Origin of the sequence: Subdoligranulum sp. APC924/74 (assembly GCF_003324125.1) — a bacterium.
In the GTDB taxonomy this organism is placed as follows: Bacteria; Bacillota; Clostridia; order Oscillospirales; family Ruminococcaceae; genus Gemmiger; species Gemmiger qucibialis.
Window position 1 is genome coordinate 1 of the sequence record NZ_PSQF01000023.1, and the last position, 16,218, is coordinate 16,218.

Consider the following 16,218-nt stretch of genomic DNA (forward strand, 5'->3'; position numbering starts at 1 on the left):
TTGGCAACGCAGATGCCGTGCCGCAGCTGCCGGAGCGGTGCTTAAGCCGCAAGGCGGGAATTGTGCGGTGTTGCCTTTATTTTTCCCGCAAAAACGCTTGGGATATATCTGAAAAGCCGAAAACTCAATCCAGTTCTTTGTTTTCAGATATCCCTTAATATCTCTGGATCAGGGGGAATATCATGGCCAGAACCGCCCAAGCGACCTGATACAAGGCCAGTGCCGGAAGCGGCAGCCCGGCCAGGCCGCCGGCCAGCGCCATGATCATGGCAAGAATGCAGCTGATGAGCACCGAGGCCGACAGCACCATCGAAGAACGGTGTTCCCCCTCTGCCGCACCCGCAGCGGCTTCCAGGCCGCCGACAAAGCTGGCAAAGCTGCCCAGGTGCAGCATGTTGCCTTCGCTTTCCGGCAACCAGGCCACAGCGGGCTCTAGCGCCTTGTGTTCCTTGCCGCTCAGCACCTTGACGGTACCAACCGGCAGGTTATAAGCAGTCTGCAGCAGCGCTTCATCGCAGTTAAAGTCATCGCAGTCCACAATGAGCGAAAGTCCGGCGCGGCGCAGGGAATCCAGCACGGCGGCGGTATCGGGATCACTCTGATAAGCCACCTGGAACATGCTGAACAGCTTGCCGGAAACCGCCAGGTAGATGACCCGGCGCTGGTTCACGGTATGGCGGCGTTCATATTCCATGCTGGGCAGCTGGATATCATAGGTATCCATCAGCCGGCGGGAGCCGATCATGACCCGCTCGCCGTTGATCCAGCCCACATAGCCCAGGCCGTCCAGCGTTTCCAGGTTTTCCACCTTGCACAGCAGCTTGCGGTTATCGCCCGTCATGCCAAGGAAGATATCTTTCAGCGGGGTATTCACATCGGCCAGCATGGAAGCGGAGTAGATGATGGCCAGCTCAATATCCTCTTTGCGCACCGGCTTGATGCCGCGCAGCGTAATGCACCCTTTGGGGAAAAGATCCTGCGCCGTGACCTGCAGCACGTTCACACGGCCCAACAGTCGGATATCCTTCCAACCGGGTATGACCGCGCCGATCTGCGCGGCACTGCGCTGCATCAAACGCATGGGCATGGCGGAGATCAGCGTACCGGCCAGCGGCGCGCCCAGGCAGAGTACACCGGCCAGCGCAGTGAACGCCGTTCCGGCATCCTTGCGGTAAAGCAGGGTGAACAGGAATGCAGCCACGCCGCAGCCCAGCAGGATGCGGGCAAATTGCTGCTGGTTTTTATCCGATGTGCGGCGGGATTCGCTGCCCGCCAAAAAGCCTTTCATCAGGCGGGTGGGACGGCTGACCAGCACATTGGGGCGCGGTTCCGCCAGCCCGGCGGTCACGGTGCGCAGTACCCCGGCATCTTTCAGCCGATATGCCACAGCGTGGTCCATCCCGGCGCTGATAAGGGTAAAGTTATCCCGGATGGTGTGGGCGTCGATTGCCTTGCCTGCAGCGTTGCCGCACAGCAGCAGCGCTGCGGGGCCGGTCATCAGGCAGAGGGTTGCGGGGTTATACCATTCCGGCTTTGCCAAAAACATGATACATTGCAGGATGGAGGCCACCGCGGCCATGGCGGGCATGGTATCTGCGGTATTGCCCCGGCGCATGTTGATCAGCCCGGCCAGGCCGCCCAGCATCGTCTGCCAGCACAGGGCCGCGCTGGCAGCAAGCAGGATCAGCATGGTCACCAGCAGCGGTTTGGTGCTGGCTGTGGTATCCAGCGGGCCAAGATTGGCTCCGGTGGCCGCCATAGTGCCCAGAACGATCATAATCAAGGCTGCAGCGCCCACGGCGATTGCTGTGCCGGTGGTGATCATCACCCGCAGTTCCAGGTCATGGCGCACCACGGGGGCATCATCGGTGCTTTCGTATTCGTGGCGGTGCAGGACGGCGGCCTGTGCGGCAAAAGGCGCTTCACCATCAGGGGTGGTTTCGTCCTTCGGCTTGCCTGCAAACCGGAGGATGTTAAAGCCTTTGCCGGGCTTTTTTTGTTCCGGTGCTTCCGGCTCCGCCCCGGCGTTGGGGTCGCTCAGGTACTGGGCAGCCGCCTGGTAATCGGTATCGGTCTTTTCTGTTTTTGCCTTTGAATCCGATTTGATCTTTTCCAGGTTGATGGACTGTTCAATGCCGCGCACAAATTCCGCGGTATTGGGCTTTTCATCCACCAGGGGGCCGATCAGCTCCTCAAAGCTTTCTTCCTCTTTTTTCGGGGCGGGCTTTTTCGGTTCTTCCGGCTGCTCTTCCACCCCTTCGGCAATCTCGCTCAGGCGGATTTGCCCGGTCAGGGTCTGGGCCAGCTCCTGCGGCAGTTCCTCAAAGGTATCGCCGCTGGCGGGTTCTTCCTGCACGGGGGCAGCTTTGGGCGCAGGCTTTTTGCGGCGCGGCGGCAGGGCTGCGTTCAGTTCATGCAGGAACGACTGGGTGCTTTCCGGTACGGGCTCGTCCCCCAGCTGCATGGTAAAACCGGTGGTCGCCTGCGGGGCAGGCGCGGGCTGCGGCTGCACCGTATCGTTTGGGGTCATGACCGGCTCGCCCACGGGTTCCGCTTCGCGGCGGGGGGCAGGCCGAGTGAACGGCATGGTGCGTTCCCGCTCCTTGCGGGGGGTGAACTCCACGGTATCCCGCTTTTTATTTTTGCGGTAAACATTGGGCTGAGGTTCCGGCTGCGGGGCCGGCTCATCCTTCGGAAGCAGCGGTTTGCCTGTGGCGGCAAACTGGGAAGTCTGCCGCCCGGAGATGGAAAGCCCTGCGTTGGTAGCGGTCAGGCGGGGCATCTCGCCCGTTTCCTCTGTTTCCGGCTCCTCCCGGGGCTGTTCCGGAACCTCCCAGTTTTCTACCGGGGCTGGCTCGCCCTCATACGGGTCATAGGATTCCAGCTCGTCATAGACATCGTGCTTTTTGCCGCCGAACAGGCTGGCAAAAAAGCCTTTTTTCTTTGCAGCGTAGTGGCGGGGCGGCTCTTGCTCGCGCAGCTCCATCTCGTCCGGTTCATCCTGTGGCAAAACATCCTGCGACCGGGGCAGTTGTTCTTCCAGCTGCTGGGTGCTCTGGTTTTCCACTCTGCCGCTGACCGAAACATTGATCGGCTCAAACTCCCCGGTATCGGTAGCATATCCAAAGCCAAACAAGCCCTTTTTCTTGGGAGTCTGCTGGCGCTCCTGCTCGGACTTCATATCATCCGGAACAACGGCCACGCTGGTGCCAAAAAAGTTGGTAAAATCTTTTTTTCCTTCATCCAGGTACTTGCTGTCCGCTTCCGGCACTCTGCGGCCCAAAAAGGCTTTAATGACGCTGGTGCGGGTGGTATCCCCTGATGTTGCATCCGCCGGTCTTGGTTCCGGCTGCGGGGCCGGTTTTGTCTCCGGCTGTACCTGCGGGGCCGGCTGCTGGGGCGCAGTTTGTGCCGGGGCAGGGCGGGCAGGCTGCGGAACAGGTTCCGAGCGCACCGGCTGAGTCGGTTGTACAGTTTGTATATTATTTTGTTTTTCTACTTTAGGCTCAACTTCCGGCATGCGGCGCGGCTCCGGCACAGAAGCAGGCCGGCGGGCCGGGGCAGCGGGGCCGGGTTTATTCTTTTTGGCAGCCCGCATACTGGGCAGATCGCCCAGCAGGTCGTCCAGCACAGCGGTGGAAAACCGGTCCTCGGTGTTAAAATTATTGCCTTTGCCCAGCGTGATATCCGGCAGGTCCTCTTTCTGGATGGGCCCCAATGCCGAACCGCCGCCGGAGGATTCCTCCATGCTGCCGTGGCCCAGGCTTTGCAGGATGGCATCCACCTGGCGGTCTGTTACACTATCCCGGATGCCGCGTTCGGCCTGCTCATGGCTGAGCTCTTCCAGAATGCGGTCCACGGAATCATTTGTACGTTTGCTTGGCATGTTGTTCTCCCCTTTGGTATGGGATTCCTTTTTTTGCGCAGCCGTTACTTGCGGCGCTGCATGATGTTGTACATCAAAATACCGGCGGCCACGCTGACGTTATAACTGTCCACACCGGTTTTGCCACCGGCCATATCCAGCGTAACGGCGGCATCGCACAGTTTGCGCACCAGTGCGCCGGGGCCTGCGCCCTCGCTGCCCAGCACCAGCGCCACCGGGCCGGAAAGATCGGTCTTTTCCAGCGGAGCACCGCCCAGGTCGGCACAGTAAACAAAAATGTTCTGCTTTTTCAGGTCACGGATGGCCTGCGGCAGGTTGGCGACCCGCGCCACCGGGATGCGGGCAGCTGCCCCGGCGCTGGATTTCATGACCGTGCCGGTCACGCCAACGCCGCCGCGCCGCGGGATGATCACACCGTGGGCACCGCACAGCAGCGCGCTGCGCAGGATTGCGCCCAGGTTGTGGGGGTCCTCAATACCGTCACACAGCACGAGGAACGGCGGTTCGCCGCGGTCTTTTGCGATCTGCAAAAGTTCCTCCACGCCAACATACTGGATGCGGGCAGCCCAGGCCGCCACACCCTGGTGGTCCTGGGTACCGCACAGCTTTTGCAGCTTGCCGGCGGGTACACGCTTGATGACCGCCCCGGCCGCTTTGCCCAGCGCGGTATAATACCCGGCCATGCGCGGCTCCATGCTGTCGGCCAGCAGCAGGGTGTCCACCCCGGCTTCGCTTTTCAGCAGTTCGGTCACGGGGTTTTTGCCCCATACCAGGGCGGTATCCTGCTCCGCAGGGGCCTTGTCCTCCTTGGCCTGGGAGGCCTGCTGGGGCATGCGTTTTTTATTTTCCATCTGCAATGTGGTTACTCCTTAAAACGATTGGGTAAAGCCCTGTGCGGCGGCGTTTGGCAGCCATTTTGCCGCGTATGGCAGCCCGCACAGCTTTCTGGCATGATTCGATAATTATACAGATATAGTATAGCACATTTCCTATGCTTTTGTCACCTTTTTCCTTGGCGTCAAAAGTACAGATTTTTCACCCTTTTGCGCGGTGCTTTTGTGCGTGTTTTCGCGGTTTATACAAACCGTACTGGAAAGGTTTTCCTTTGGGGATGTTGAAAACCCTGTTGAAAGCGTGGAAAACCCGCTTGTATGGCCAGTTTTCCACCGTTTCAGGGGGTGTTTTCAACATATTGTGGAAAACCTTTCAACATAACAGTACGGATAAACACCCCTGCTCACTGGGCAAACTACCAGTTTTACCCCCGTTTTTGCGGGTAAAACTTACAATTATTACGGGGGTTTTGCCCGTTTTTTCACTTTCCACAGGTTTTCCCCACCCCGTCTGTGGACAAAAAGCGAAAAGTTCATCCTGCATGTTGAATGCAAAAATTCCCCACAAAATTCCATCCTGTTCAGGCCATTCCGGCTGCTGCAAACCAGTCCGCCGCAGCCCGCAGAACGGGCGCGGCATTGCTGCCCCCGCCGCCGTATTCGATCACCACCGCCGCCGCAAACCGCGGCTGCTGCACCGGCCCATACCCGATGAGCACCGAGTTTGTGTAGTGGGTGCCATCCGCCAGCGTGCCCGCCAGCTGGGGGCTGCCGGTCTTGCAGGCAAGGGGGATGGGCGATTCCCGCAAAGTGCGCAGCGTTTGAGCCATCTGGGCCATACCCTCCCGGATGGGGGCAAACACTGCCGCCCCGCCGGGTGCCTGGGCTAAAACGTCCGGCTGCGCCTGCCAGGTTATATTCCCGGCGGTATCGGTTATGCTTTGGGCAAAATGCAGCGCCGGGCGCTGGCCGTCCCGCGCAAGGGCCCCGGCATAGGCCGCCAGCTGCAAGGGGCTGACCGACGTGTTGCCCTGCCCAATGGCCGCCATCAGTGCAAGGCCCGCCTGATAGTTCTCATCGGTGCTCCAGGTCAGGCGGCCTGTAGTTTCCGGCAGCTCAGTACCGCAGGGTGCTCCAAGGCCCAGCTGCTGCGCGGTAGCGGAAAACGTATCCACCCCAAGGCGGCGGCCGACATCATAAAAATAAATGTTGCAGCTGTGGCGCAGCGCCGTAACCATGCTGACGGCCCCGCGGTGCCCCAGCTGCAAACAGCGCGGCTGGTAACCCGCATAGTAGGTGTACCGTCCGCCGCAGTTTACAGTGCTTTGCGGGGTAATGATCCCCGCCGCCAGAGCCGATGCCGCTACTGCCGGTTTGAACGCCGACCCCGGCGCATATTGGCCGTTCAGCACCCGGTTGACCAGCGGTGCTCCCTGGGCTGTGGCCAGTGCGGCATAATTCTGCCGCCAGCTGGCAAGGTCATAATCCGGCAGGCTGACCGCCGCCAGAACGCCGCCGGTCTGCACATCCACCACCACAGCCGCCCCGGCGCAGGCTTCTTTGCCCTTGCCTTCCGGCTTTGTGGCCTGTAAAGTTTCGATTTGCCGCTGCAATGCGCTGCGCAGGGTGCGCTGCAGGTCAGCATCCAGGTAAAGGTGCAGGGTATCCCCGGCCTGTGGCGTACTTTGTATGGTTTCGGTGCGGCCGCCGCTGCTGCGGTCAACTGTCACTTTCAGGCTTCCCGCTCTGCCGCGCAACGCATCCTCCCAGGCGGCTTCCAGCCCCCATTGGCCGATGGATTCATCCATGGCAAGGCCTTGGGCCTTTTTCTGTGCCCACTGCTCGGCACTCATGGCCCCCACGCCGCCCAGCAGTTGCGGAGCGAGGGTGCCATCCACCGCCGTGCGGGTACCGCGGGCAGTCAGCCGCACCGCCCCGCTCTGGGGCAGACCGGCAGCCAGCAGGCTCTGGCACTGTGCCTGGGTCAGATTTTCAGCCAGCGGCAGTTCCCCCGCCGAAACGGCAGAACAAAAGGCGGCAAGTTGTGTTTCCACATCCTTGCCGCCTAGATCCAGTTCTTTTAACGTTTGCAGGGTCTGCGCCATCTCGGTGTCCGGTGGGGCCGGAACGCAGAGCGCCAGGTCATACACGGTGGCATCCTGCACCAGCGCCGTGCCGCTGCGGTCCACAATGCTTCCCCGCGCCGCCGGGATGCGCACGGTATAGCTGGTCTGAGATGCCTGTTCCAGCTTTTTAGCATAGTGATCCGCCATGGTAAACTGCATCCAGTACAGCCGCACCAAAAATGCCGCAAACACGGCAGTGCAGAAAATCAGCAGGAACCACACCCTCTTTTTGCCGTCTTTTTTCATGCGCACCTCCCGGCAGGCCACTGCCTGCTCTGGTCTGATCGTTCTTTGGTCTGTCCTTTTGCCATATGGGTATTATACAAGGTTTTGCCGCAGCTGTCAGCCCCCGATGAAATACAGGCAGTCGGTTTCATCGGCAGTATCTTCCAGCGGGGCGCGCAGGGTCAGGCCGCCGGGGTCGGGCTGGGGCGCTGCTGCCAGCTGCCCGGCCCAATACTGTCCCTGCGCGGTAACGGCCAACTCCCCCGCTGCCGCCTTACAGCTGCAGGGCAGGCCGGTCACCCACAGGACTCCGTTCTGGCGGGTCAGCGTGCCAAGGGCCTGCCCCACCAGAGCCGGGACTGCCCCCGCTCCGCTGCCCGCCGGGGACACCGTGCCATGCTCTCCTGCAATGCCTGCAAAACGGCCGCTGCGGTCCAGCACGGCGGCCCCCGCCTGCACCGGCTGCGCCAGCAAAAATCCGCCGGGCCAGCGGGCGGCGGTCCACACGGGGTCCCAGCGTTCGCCGTCCGTCTGCCTGCTTTGCAAAAAATTGCGCAGGACGGCGTTTTCTTCGGCATCCGGTTCGTGTTCTGCCAGCCGGCGGCGCAGGGCAAACAGCTCCCACTGCATCACGCTCATTTGGGCGGCATAGTGTTTGGCTAAGGCATCATCCAGCCGCCGGGGCAAAGCCGCCCCCCACACGGCCATGCTAAGCAGGGCAAGGCCCGCCAGCCCCAGCAGCAGCGCACAGAGCTGCCGGAGCGTTTTGTGCCGTCTGCGCGGTGCCGGGTGCGCAAGGTCCAGCCCGTCCCGTTCTTTTCGTCTGGTATGCCGCATGGTGCGCCGCCCGCCTTTCGCTCATTGTTTTTCTCCACAACTATATGTTTGCCCGCCCCCTGCTAGACTTTGGGGGTGGATTTGATATAATAGAAGAAACCAAACCAAATGTTAAGGAGTACCTGCCATGCCTGCCACTTTGCTTGTTTTAGATATTGACGGCACCCTGCGCCCCCATGGGGAGCCGCGCGTGCCCAAAGAAAACGTCGATGCCCTGCGCACCGTGCAGAAAGCCGGGGTCAAGCTCGTGATTGCCACGGGGCGCTGCCGGGCAGAGATCCCCGCCAAAATGCTGCGCGGCATCCGGCCGGATTACTGGATCTGCGCCGCCGGTGCCCAGGTGGAGGATGCCGCCGGGACCGCCCTGTACACCAGCCACATGACCGCCGAGGAAATGTACGCTCTGGTGGATTTTTGCGAGGACTATGAGCACCCGCTGGGATTCAGCTTTTCGGACGGCGGGTATGTTTACCTGGATTATGAGGCCTTCCATGTGCAGGAGAAAGCCGCTGCACTGGAAGGTTGCCTGAAAGACGGCGAGGACCAGGACCGCCACCTGTTGGATATGCCGTTTTCCGCGTTCGGCATGCTGGCGGCGGAAGATATCGCCAAGTTCCAGGCCAAATACGGCTACCTGGGGCTTCAGTTCCTGCCCTACCACGTGACGGGGTGCGATATCCTGCGCGCCGGACAGGACAAGGCAACCGGCCTGCAGGCACTGCTGGACCATCTGGGCCTGGCCGCTGCGGACTGCGTTGCCGTGGGCGACGGTCCCAACGATGCCGGAATGCTGGCGCTGGCCGGGCGTTCCTACTGCATGGCGGACGGCATGAAAACCGCCAAAGCTGCCGCCAAGGCGCTGGCCCCTGCCGCTGCACCCGATGGCATTGCCCAGCTGTGCCGCAGTCTGTGGCCGGAGATATTCCGTTGAACACCAAACAACCGTACACCCATGTGGGGCCGGGGCTGCCCCCACTGTACGGCGCACAGGCCAAAGCGCTGATCTTAGGCAGCTTTCCCAGCCCAAAGAGCCGGACACAGGGGTTTTATTACGGCCACCCGCAGAATCGGTTCTGGCCGCTGATGGCTACCCTGACCCACAGCCCCACCCCCGCATGGGAGGATCTGGATGCCAAACGCGCCATCATCATTGGCAGCGGGCTGGCGGTGTGGGATGTCATCCACGCCTGCTCCATCCGCGGGGCATCGGATGCTTCCATCAAAGATGTGGAACCGAATGATCTGGCAGCCCTGGTGAACCGCCTGGGCGTACAGGCCATTTTTTGCAACGGTGCCACCAGCGGCAGGCTGTACCGCAAATACGCCCAGCCCCTGACCGGGTTGGAAGCTGTGGTGTTGCCCTCCACCAGCCCGGCCAATGCGGCGTTTACCATGCCGCGGTTGCTGGATGCCTGGGGCACTGCGCTGGAAGGATATGTGAACAAACCGTAAAAAGCGCAAAAAAGCGCCGTTTTGCCGCCCGAAATGGGCAAAATTGTTTGCATTGTCCCCGCCGTTGCACTATAATGAAAGGGTATTCCCTTTGCTCCGGCGTTTGCCTTTGCCGGGGCGCACCTTACTACAAGGAGCTTTGAACCCATGAGCAAGTGGATCGAAAAGCGCACCCGCCCGGTTCTGCCGCTGTACCTGGCTGCACTGACCTGGCCGGTTGCTTCCCTGATTCTGCCGCCCTACCGGCTGGTGAACCTGGTTATCATTGCGGCACTCAGCACTGTGGTGTATCTGGTTTCTTCCCGCTTCTGCCCCACGCGGGTGCAGCGGGTGGAACAGCCCTACGCCACCGGCAGCGAGAACACCGATGCCATGCTGAACGGCATTGCCGCCAACCTGGACGCGCTGCACAAGCTGAATGACGCCATCCCGGATGCCGAACTTTCCCGCCAGCTGGACCGTATGGAAAAGGCCGGGCGCGGCATTGTGCAGGCGGTGGAGCAAAAGCCGGATAAAGCCCGCACCGTGGATCGCTTTGCACGGTATTACCTGCCGGAAGTGGTCAAGATCATGAGCGCATACGCCCAGATGGAAAAAGGCGGCATTACCGGCGAAAACGCCGCCCAGATCTTGAGCGAAGTACGCCGCAACGCTGGCACCATGGCCACCGCATTTGAAAACCAGCTGGACGCCCTGTATTCCGCAGAGGCAATGGATATTTCGACCGACATCGAAGTGCTTGAAAACATCATGCGCGGTCAGAATTTGACCTGATGCTCCCAACCCAAAATATAAAAAGAAGAAGAGAAAGGACTTGCCACTATGTCTGATCTGGATTTTGACCTGAACGCTCCCGCAGCACCTTCCCTGACCTTGGATGCGGCCCCTGCCGCCCCCACCCTGACCCTGGATCCCGAAGCGGATGCCAAGGTGGTGGAGGAAGCCAAAAAGGCTACCCCCGTTACCGTGGAGGATACCCCGCTGAGCCCCGAAGAGCAGAAGATGGTGCAGGATTTTGCTGAAAAGATCGACTTGACCAACTCCCAGATGATTTTGCAGTACGGCGCCGCCAGCCAGAAAAAGCTGAGCGATTTTTCTGACAGTGCGCTTTCCCGCGTGCGCACCAAGGATATGGGTGAGACCGGCGAACTCATCACCCAGCTGATCGGCGAGCTGAAAGGCTTTGACGCCACCGCAGAAAATCAGAAAGGCTTCCTGGGCTTTTTCAAGAAAAAGTCCAACGAGCTGGAAGCCCTGAAAGTGAAATACGACAAAGCTGATGTGAACGTGGAACGCATCAAGGCCCAACTGGAGGACCACCAGGTAACCCTGATGAAAGACATTGCCATGCTGGACAAGATGTACCAGCTGAACCTTGTCTATTTCAAGGAGCTGAGCATGTATATCCTGGCCGGCCGCAAAAAGCTGCAGCAGGTGCGGGAGAACGACCTGGCCGCCGCTGAAGCCAAGGCCAAAACATCCGGCCTGCCGGAAGATGCCCAGGCCGCCCGCGACCTGGCCGACCAGTGCGACCGCTTTGAAAAGAAGCTGTATGACCTGGAGCTGACCCGCAATATCTCCATCCAGATGGGCCCACAGATCCGCCTGATCCAGTCCAACGATACGATGATGGCCGAAAAGATCCAGACCACCATTGTGAACACCATCCCCCTGTGGAAGAACCAGATGGTTCTGGCCTTGGGCATGGCACACAGCCAGCAGGCCATGCAGGCCGAGCGCGCCGTGACCGATGCCACCAACGAGCTGTTGCGCAAGAACGCCGCAACCCTCAAGCAGGGCACCATCGACATCGCCAAAGAGTCTGAGCGCGGTGTGGTGGATATTGAGACCCTGCAGCAGACCAACCGCGATTTGATCAGCACACTGGATGAATTGAACAAGATCCGCGCAGACGGCAAGGCCAAGCGCGCCGCCGCCGAGCAGGAGCTGGGCCGCATTGAGGGCGAGTTGAAGCAGAAGCTGTTGGAAATTAACAAGTAATTATTTTTAGGGTGCATTATTGCATCCCCGTTAAGTGAGGACGACCCATGCAGTTGGAGCAGCAGGAAACATTTGAGATCAAAAGCCCGCAGCTGGAAGTGTTTGGCCAGGCGGAAAGCAAACTGCCCGCCCCCGCCAAAAAGCGGCCTTTTGCGGCCGGGTTCCTGGCCGTGATGGTGCTGGTTTCGGTGTTTGGCATTGGCGGCGTGCAGCTGAAAAGCCGTTACCGCAATGTGGCTGAAATTTACACCAGCGAGGTTGACAAGCACGGCAACAGCATCCAGGGGGATTTTACCACCCTGACGGATACCGCTGCCAACCTGATGCGTGCCTGCCAGAAGGTACTGGGCGAAGCTGACAGCAACTGCACCACCGTAGCAGACCTGCTGGCCCAGTGGCAGGATACCGCCATTGCCCCAGCCGCGCAATATGCGGTCATCCACCAGCTGGATAACGCTGTGGACGCCATGTACACCGCCGCCAAGGCAAAAGCCACCGACGATGCGCTGGATCAGATCAACAGCCTGGATGCCAGCTATGTGAGCACCCAAAGCATTTTGCAGCGCGAAATTGCGCAGAATTATACCACCGCTGCCCAAAGCTACAACACCATGGCTTCCGGTTTCCCCGCCAATGTGATCGGTACATTGTGGGGCGCGGGGCAGGTGGAGCTGTATGCAGCGCAGTGACCCCGGAAAGGAGGGGGCCGGATGAAAATTTTGACCCGCACCGCAGCCGCCGTTCTGGCGGCTGTGACCGCGGCGGCAGTCTGGGCGGTACCGGCAGCGGCAGCTGCTTCCGTTCAGGGCATCAGCAGTACCAGCTGCATTGCCGATAATGCCAATATTCTAAGCCGCGATACCGAAACATATATCACCAACATTTCTGTTGCCCTGCAGGAAAACTGCAGCGGTGCACAGATCGGCGTTTACACCACCGATTACGTCGGCAACAACACCATGGAAGGCTATGCCTACGAGGTGTTCCAGGCATGGGGCCTTGGCAGCGCTGACCAGGACAACGGCATGGTGCTGCTGATGGCCACCGGGGACGACAACTATTGGGCCACCCCCGGCGAAGGGCTGGAAAGCGCGTTTTCCGGCAATGTGCTGAGCGATCTGCTGTATGATAACCTGGAAGCTTCCTGGGCAAAGCAGGATTACGATACCGGCGCACGCAAAACCGTGCTGGCCATGGCCGAGCGCATCTGCGATGTATATGGCGTCAGCCTGGATATGGACGCGATCGGCTCCGGCCTGGCAGATTCTTCCGGCAGGATTGTGGAAAACACCCAGAGCCGCAGCAATGGAGGGGCGGTGCTTACCTTGATTTTGCTGACGATTATTATTGCAGTGATCGTGATTGCGATCCTGAAAACGCCGCGCGGACCCCGCGGGCCGCAGGGTCCCACCTACACAGGCGGCCGCCGCGGGCCGAACGTATTCTTTTTCGGCGGACCGGTTTACCGGCCGCGCCGTCCCCGGCGTCCTCCCCCGCCGCCCCCTCCGGGCGGTGGATTTGGTAATCCCGGCCCACGCCCCGGCGGCGGCTTTGGTAGGCCTGGCCCCGGTGCTAGACCTGGCAGTTCCGGTCCGCGTCCCGGCGGCGGCTTTGGCGGAATGTCCGGCGGGTTCCGTTCCGGCGGCGGCAGTGCCCGGCCGGGTGGCGGTGCCGGGCGCAGCGGCGGGTTCAGCGCCCCGCGCGGTGGGGGCGGCAGCTTCCGTGCCGGCGGCGGTTCCACCCGCGGCGGCGGTGCCGGGCGCAGATAACCCCTTTGCCCGTTGAGCAGGTTTGAAGGGCCCCCAAAAAATTAGACAAAGACAAGAATTAAGTAACCTGAACGGTCTAAATCCTGTATTGCACAGGGTTCAGGCCGTTTCGTTTTAATTGAATTCGGCGGTCGATGCAATCGGCAATCGTCTTTCCAAAAATCTCAGCAACAGCGTTATCCAGACAAGTTCCTTTTCGAGACATGCTCTGCGTAATGCCTTCCTCTTAGCATACCAAAACACCCCATTTGTTAGACAGTAATACCATACTGTCTAACAAATGGGGTGCAGTTCACAGGGGGCCGGGGCTTTTATGGTTTTAGGCAATACCGCATAATTCTAAGTGCCGATACGGCGAGCGAGGTGCGACAGCTGCTAAGCCAAAAGCACAGATAATACTGGATGTCTTATCGAGCATTTTGGCAACGCAGATGCCGTGCCGCAGCCGCCGGAGCGGTGCTTAAGCCGTAAGGCGAGAATTGTGCGGTGTTGCCTTTATTTATGGATCATACGAACGGGTTATAGAACCGGCCGTACCGGATGGTAACAAACAGGCTGACCAACAGCAGCGCTGCGCCAAAAGCCAGGGCGGCGAAATCCCGCTTGGCAAAGGGGCGCTGGGTGTACCAGGTGCGCTTGCCATTTTTGCCAAAGCCACGCAGCTCCATGGCGTTGCTGATGGTATCAATGCGGTTCAGGCTGGTCAGAATCAGCGGCAGCAGAATACTGACCGAATTCTTGAGCCGTGCAAAGAACGGTTCGCTTTTGCCCAGCTCCACGCCGCGGGCCTGCTGGGCCTGGCTGATGCTGTGGTAGTCGCGCTGAATATCCGGGATATAGCGCAGTGCAATGGCAACCGAGTAGCCAACCTTATAGGAGATGCCGATGCTGTTCAGGCTTGCGGCAAACTCGCTGGGGTTAGTGGCGGAAATAAACAAGATAGCCACCGGCAGTGCCACAAAGTATTTGAGCGAGATATTGACCATGTAGAACAGCTGCTCCGCCGTTACATCATACCTCCAGAACAGATGGAACAGCACATGCCGCGTGCCGTACAGCGTGGTGCCCTGGTTGGGGTCAAACAAAAAGATGAACAGGTTATTCAGCAGCAGGAATACCAGCATAAAGATCAGCATAAACCGCACTTCGCGCAGTTTGATGCGGCTGAGCTTGAACGCTGCAAAGCTGACGGCCATCAGCCCCAGCAGCACCCAAGTGTTATAGGTGATCATGCTGGCAAAGGTAAACAGCAAAAAGAATGCCAGCTTGGTGGTGCCGGTCATTTTGTGAACAACGCTTTGGCGCGGCAGGTAATTGAGCACGGTATTAGCAGCCATGTGTGCGCACCTCCCTGTCTTCATGGATAAAGCGTTCTACAAAATCTTCCGCCGGGGCAATGCCGCAGCGGTTGGCAAGGGTAAACAGGCTGGTTTCTTTCAGCGCAGCCTGCTCGATGAGTTCAGGGTCACACAGCACGGCAGCAGCGCTGCGGTCGGCAATCAGCTGGCCATCACAGAACACCAATGCGCGCGGGGTGTATTCCAGCATCAGGTGCATATCGTGGGTGATCATCACCACGGTCACGCCCTGCTCGTTCAGCCCGCGCAGGAACTCCATAATGTCGGTATAATGGCGGAAGTCCTGCCCCGCGGTGGGTTCGTCCAGAATGATCAGTTCCGGCTGCTGCACCAGCACGCTGGCAATGGTTACACGCTTTTTCTGGCCAAAGCTCAGTGCGGAAATGGGCCAGTTGCGGAAGGGGTACAACCCGCAAACCTTCAGAGTATCTTCCACCCGCTGGCGGATCTGTTCCTGGGTCATATCGCTGCCCTGCAAGGCCAGCGCAACTTCCTCAAAGATCATGGTTTTGGAGATCATCTGGTTGGGGTCCTGCATCACATAGCCAATGTGCTGGGCGCGGCGGCGGATGTTATCCTGCGCCAGGTCACGGCCATTCAGCAGCACCTGGCCCTGCTCCGGGGTCTCGAACCCGCAGATCAGCTTTGCCAGGGTAGATTTGCCCGCGCCGTTGCGCCCCACAATGCTGACCATCTCGCCTTTGCCGATGGAAAAGCTGATGTCATGCAGGGTGCTCTGCCCCTTGGTATAGCCAAAGCCAAGGCCGCGCACTTCCAGCAGGTGCTCCGGTGCGGGGGCGGGTTCCGGCAGCGGCAGGGCGTGGAACCACTTGTGCAGGCGGGCGGTATCGGCATCATCCAGCACCACGGTGTCCACATGGGCAGGGCGCTTTTCCGGTGTGATAGCAATGCCCGCATAGCGCATGGCCGTCAGGTACAGCGGCTCCCGGATGCCGTTTTCGGCCAGCATATGGGTGGCCAGCAGCTCGTCCGGGCGCAGGTCAGCCAAAATAGTACCCTCATTGACCAGGATGATGCGGTCCACACTGCGCCACAGCACATCCTCCAGCCGGTGCTCAATGATCAGCACGGTGGTATCGGTCTTGTGCTGGATCTCGTCGATCAGCTCAATGGCTTGCTTGCCGGTGGCAGGGTCCAGGCTGGCAAGGGGTTCATCAAACATCAAAATTTTAACCTGATCCACCATAACGCCCGCCAGGCTGACGCGCTGCTTCTGCCCGCCGGAAAGCTCATGCGGGGCATGGTCCAGGCGGTTTTCAATGCCCACCAGCTCTGCGGCATGGCGGGTGATCTCGTGCATTTCCTTTTGGGGAACACAGCTGTTTTCCAGCGCAAAGGCAATGTCCTCGCCCACCGTCAGGCCAATGAACTGGCCGTCCGGATCCTGCAGCACGGTGCCCACATGGGCCGAAAGCTCAAAAATGCTGCTGTTGGGCGCATCCACGCCGTCTACCGTCAGGCTGCCGGTGCATTCGCCGGGGTTGGAAAACGGGTTCAGCCCGTTGATGCAGGCCGCCAGCGTGCTTTTGCCGCTGCCGGAAGGCCCGGCGATCAGCACACGCTCACCGGGGTAGATATCCAGGTTGATATCATGCAGCGTCGGCTTTTTCTGCGCACGATACTGGAAGGAGAAGTTTTTGAACGAAATAATGGGGTTTGTCTGTTCAGACATGGGCATGGTACCTCAAAGCAAGATATTCCGGTGCCGCC

The 16,218-nt window shown here is 59.9% G+C and carries 12 protein-coding genes and 1 pseudogene; 6 read left to right on the forward strand and 7 right to left on the reverse strand.

The window, feature by feature from the left end:
- Positions 1–154: 154 nt before the first annotated feature.
- From C4885_RS07560 to C4885_RS07575, 4 genes are all read right to left on the reverse strand, one after another.
- Positions 155–3,886 (reverse strand): hypothetical protein, encoded by a 3,732-nt coding sequence (locus C4885_RS07560; protein WP_113999763.1) that lies wholly within the window; start codon positions 3,884–3,886, stop codon positions 155–157.
- Between the two features lie 44 nt (positions 3,887–3,930).
- A complete protein-coding gene (rlmB, locus tag C4885_RS07565) occupies positions 3,931–4,737 on the reverse strand; it encodes a 23S rRNA (guanosine(2251)-2'-O)-methyltransferase RlmB (protein ID WP_113999794.1) in 807 nt (268 codons plus the stop codon).
- Positions 4,738–5,300: 563 nt separating this feature from the next.
- Positions 5,301–7,091 carry a penicillin-binding protein 2 gene (locus C4885_RS07570; RefSeq protein WP_113999764.1) on the reverse strand — a complete coding sequence of 597 codons (1,791 nt, stop codon included), beginning with the start codon at positions 7,089–7,091 and terminating at the stop codon, positions 5,301–5,303.
- A 96-nt stretch (positions 7,092–7,187) separates the two neighbouring features.
- The gene (locus C4885_RS07575; protein ID WP_113999765.1) at positions 7,188–7,907 is read right to left on the reverse strand and encodes a hypothetical protein; all 720 of its coding nucleotides are present in this window, start codon (positions 7,905–7,907) and stop codon (positions 7,188–7,190) included.
- 127 nt (positions 7,908–8,034) lie between these two features.
- On the opposite strand from C4885_RS07575, the gene C4885_RS07580 reads away from it, so the two are divergent.
- The 6 genes from C4885_RS07580 to C4885_RS17245 all read left to right on the forward strand — a co-directional run bounded on the left by C4885_RS07580 (position 8,035) and on the right by C4885_RS17245 (position 13,129).
- On the forward strand, positions 8,035–8,838 hold the full coding sequence (locus tag C4885_RS07580; RefSeq protein ID WP_113999766.1) for an HAD hydrolase family protein: 804 nt from the start codon (positions 8,035–8,037) through the stop codon (positions 8,836–8,838).
- The gene (locus tag C4885_RS07585; RefSeq protein WP_199488088.1) at positions 8,835–9,359 is read left to right on the forward strand and encodes a DNA-deoxyinosine glycosylase; all 525 of its coding nucleotides are present in this window, start codon (positions 8,835–8,837) and stop codon (positions 9,357–9,359) included. The genes C4885_RS07580 and C4885_RS07585 overlap by 4 nt, the downstream gene beginning before the upstream one ends.
- Before the next feature lie 147 nt (positions 9,360–9,506).
- Positions 9,507–10,133, forward strand: a complete 627-nt coding sequence (locus C4885_RS07590; RefSeq protein ID WP_113999767.1) for a 5-bromo-4-chloroindolyl phosphate hydrolysis family protein — start codon at positions 9,507–9,509, stop codon at positions 10,131–10,133.
- A gap of 48 nt (positions 10,134–10,181) precedes the next feature.
- Positions 10,182–11,360, forward strand: coding sequence for a toxic anion resistance protein (locus tag C4885_RS07595; protein ID WP_113999768.1), 1,179 nt, complete (start codon positions 10,182–10,184; stop codon positions 11,358–11,360).
- A 47-nt stretch (positions 11,361–11,407) separates the two neighbouring features.
- A complete protein-coding gene (locus C4885_RS07600; protein ID WP_113999769.1) occupies positions 11,408–12,049 on the forward strand; it encodes a hypothetical protein in 642 nt (213 codons plus the stop codon).
- Positions 12,050–12,070: 21 nt separating this feature from the next.
- A complete protein-coding gene (locus tag C4885_RS17245; RefSeq protein ID WP_113999770.1) occupies positions 12,071–13,129 on the forward strand; it encodes a TPM domain-containing protein in 1,059 nt (352 codons plus the stop codon).
- Positions 13,130–13,205: 76 nt separating this feature from the next.
- On the opposite strand, the pseudogene C4885_RS17015 reads toward C4885_RS17245, so the two are convergent.
- The 3 genes and pseudogenes from C4885_RS17015 to C4885_RS07615 all read right to left on the reverse strand — a co-directional run.
- Positions 13,206–13,349: pseudogene (locus tag C4885_RS17015) on the reverse strand (IS3 family transposase); the annotation flags it as partial.
- A 286-nt stretch (positions 13,350–13,635) separates the two neighbouring features.
- A complete protein-coding gene (locus C4885_RS07610) occupies positions 13,636–14,466 on the reverse strand; it encodes an energy-coupling factor transporter transmembrane protein EcfT (protein WP_113999771.1) in 831 nt (276 codons plus the stop codon).
- Positions 14,456–16,180, reverse strand: a complete 1,725-nt coding sequence (locus C4885_RS07615; RefSeq protein ID WP_113999772.1) for an ABC transporter ATP-binding protein — start codon at positions 16,178–16,180, stop codon at positions 14,456–14,458. The genes C4885_RS07610 and C4885_RS07615 overlap by 11 nt, the downstream gene beginning before the upstream one ends.
- Positions 16,181–16,218: the final 38 nt, after the last annotated feature.

Excerpts from the sequence above, each read along its gene's own strand:
- C4885_RS17245 (WP_113999770.1), top strand. The coding sequence starts at position 12,071 with ATGAAAATTTTGACCCGCACCGCAGCCGCCGTTCTGGCGGCTGTGACC.
- C4885_RS07590 (WP_113999767.1), top strand. The coding sequence starts at position 9,507 with ATGAGCAAGTGGATCGAAAAGCGCACCCGCCCGGTTCTGCCGCTGTAC.
- C4885_RS07610 (WP_113999771.1), bottom strand. The coding sequence starts at position 14,466 with ATGGCTGCTAATACCGTGCTCAATTACCTGCCGCGCCAAAGCGTTGTT.
- C4885_RS07615 (WP_113999772.1), bottom strand. The coding sequence starts at position 16,180 with ATGTCTGAACAGACAAACCCCATTATTTCGTTCAAAAACTTCTCCTTC.
- C4885_RS07560 (WP_113999763.1), bottom strand. The coding sequence starts at position 3,886 with ATGCCAAGCAAACGTACAAATGATTCCGTGGACCGCATTCTGGAAGAG.
- C4885_RS07595 (WP_113999768.1), top strand. The coding sequence starts at position 10,182 with ATGTCTGATCTGGATTTTGACCTGAACGCTCCCGCAGCACCTTCCCTG.
- rlmB (WP_113999794.1), bottom strand. The coding sequence starts at position 4,737 with ATGGAAAATAAAAAACGCATGCCCCAGCAGGCCTCCCAGGCCAAGGAG.
- C4885_RS07575 (WP_113999765.1), bottom strand. The coding sequence starts at position 7,907 with ATGCGGCATACCAGACGAAAAGAACGGGACGGGCTGGACCTTGCGCAC.
- C4885_RS07600 (WP_113999769.1), top strand. The coding sequence starts at position 11,408 with ATGCAGTTGGAGCAGCAGGAAACATTTGAGATCAAAAGCCCGCAGCTG.
- C4885_RS07580 (WP_113999766.1), top strand. The coding sequence starts at position 8,035 with ATGCCTGCCACTTTGCTTGTTTTAGATATTGACGGCACCCTGCGCCCC.
- C4885_RS07570 (WP_113999764.1), bottom strand. The coding sequence starts at position 7,091 with ATGAAAAAAGACGGCAAAAAGAGGGTGTGGTTCCTGCTGATTTTCTGC.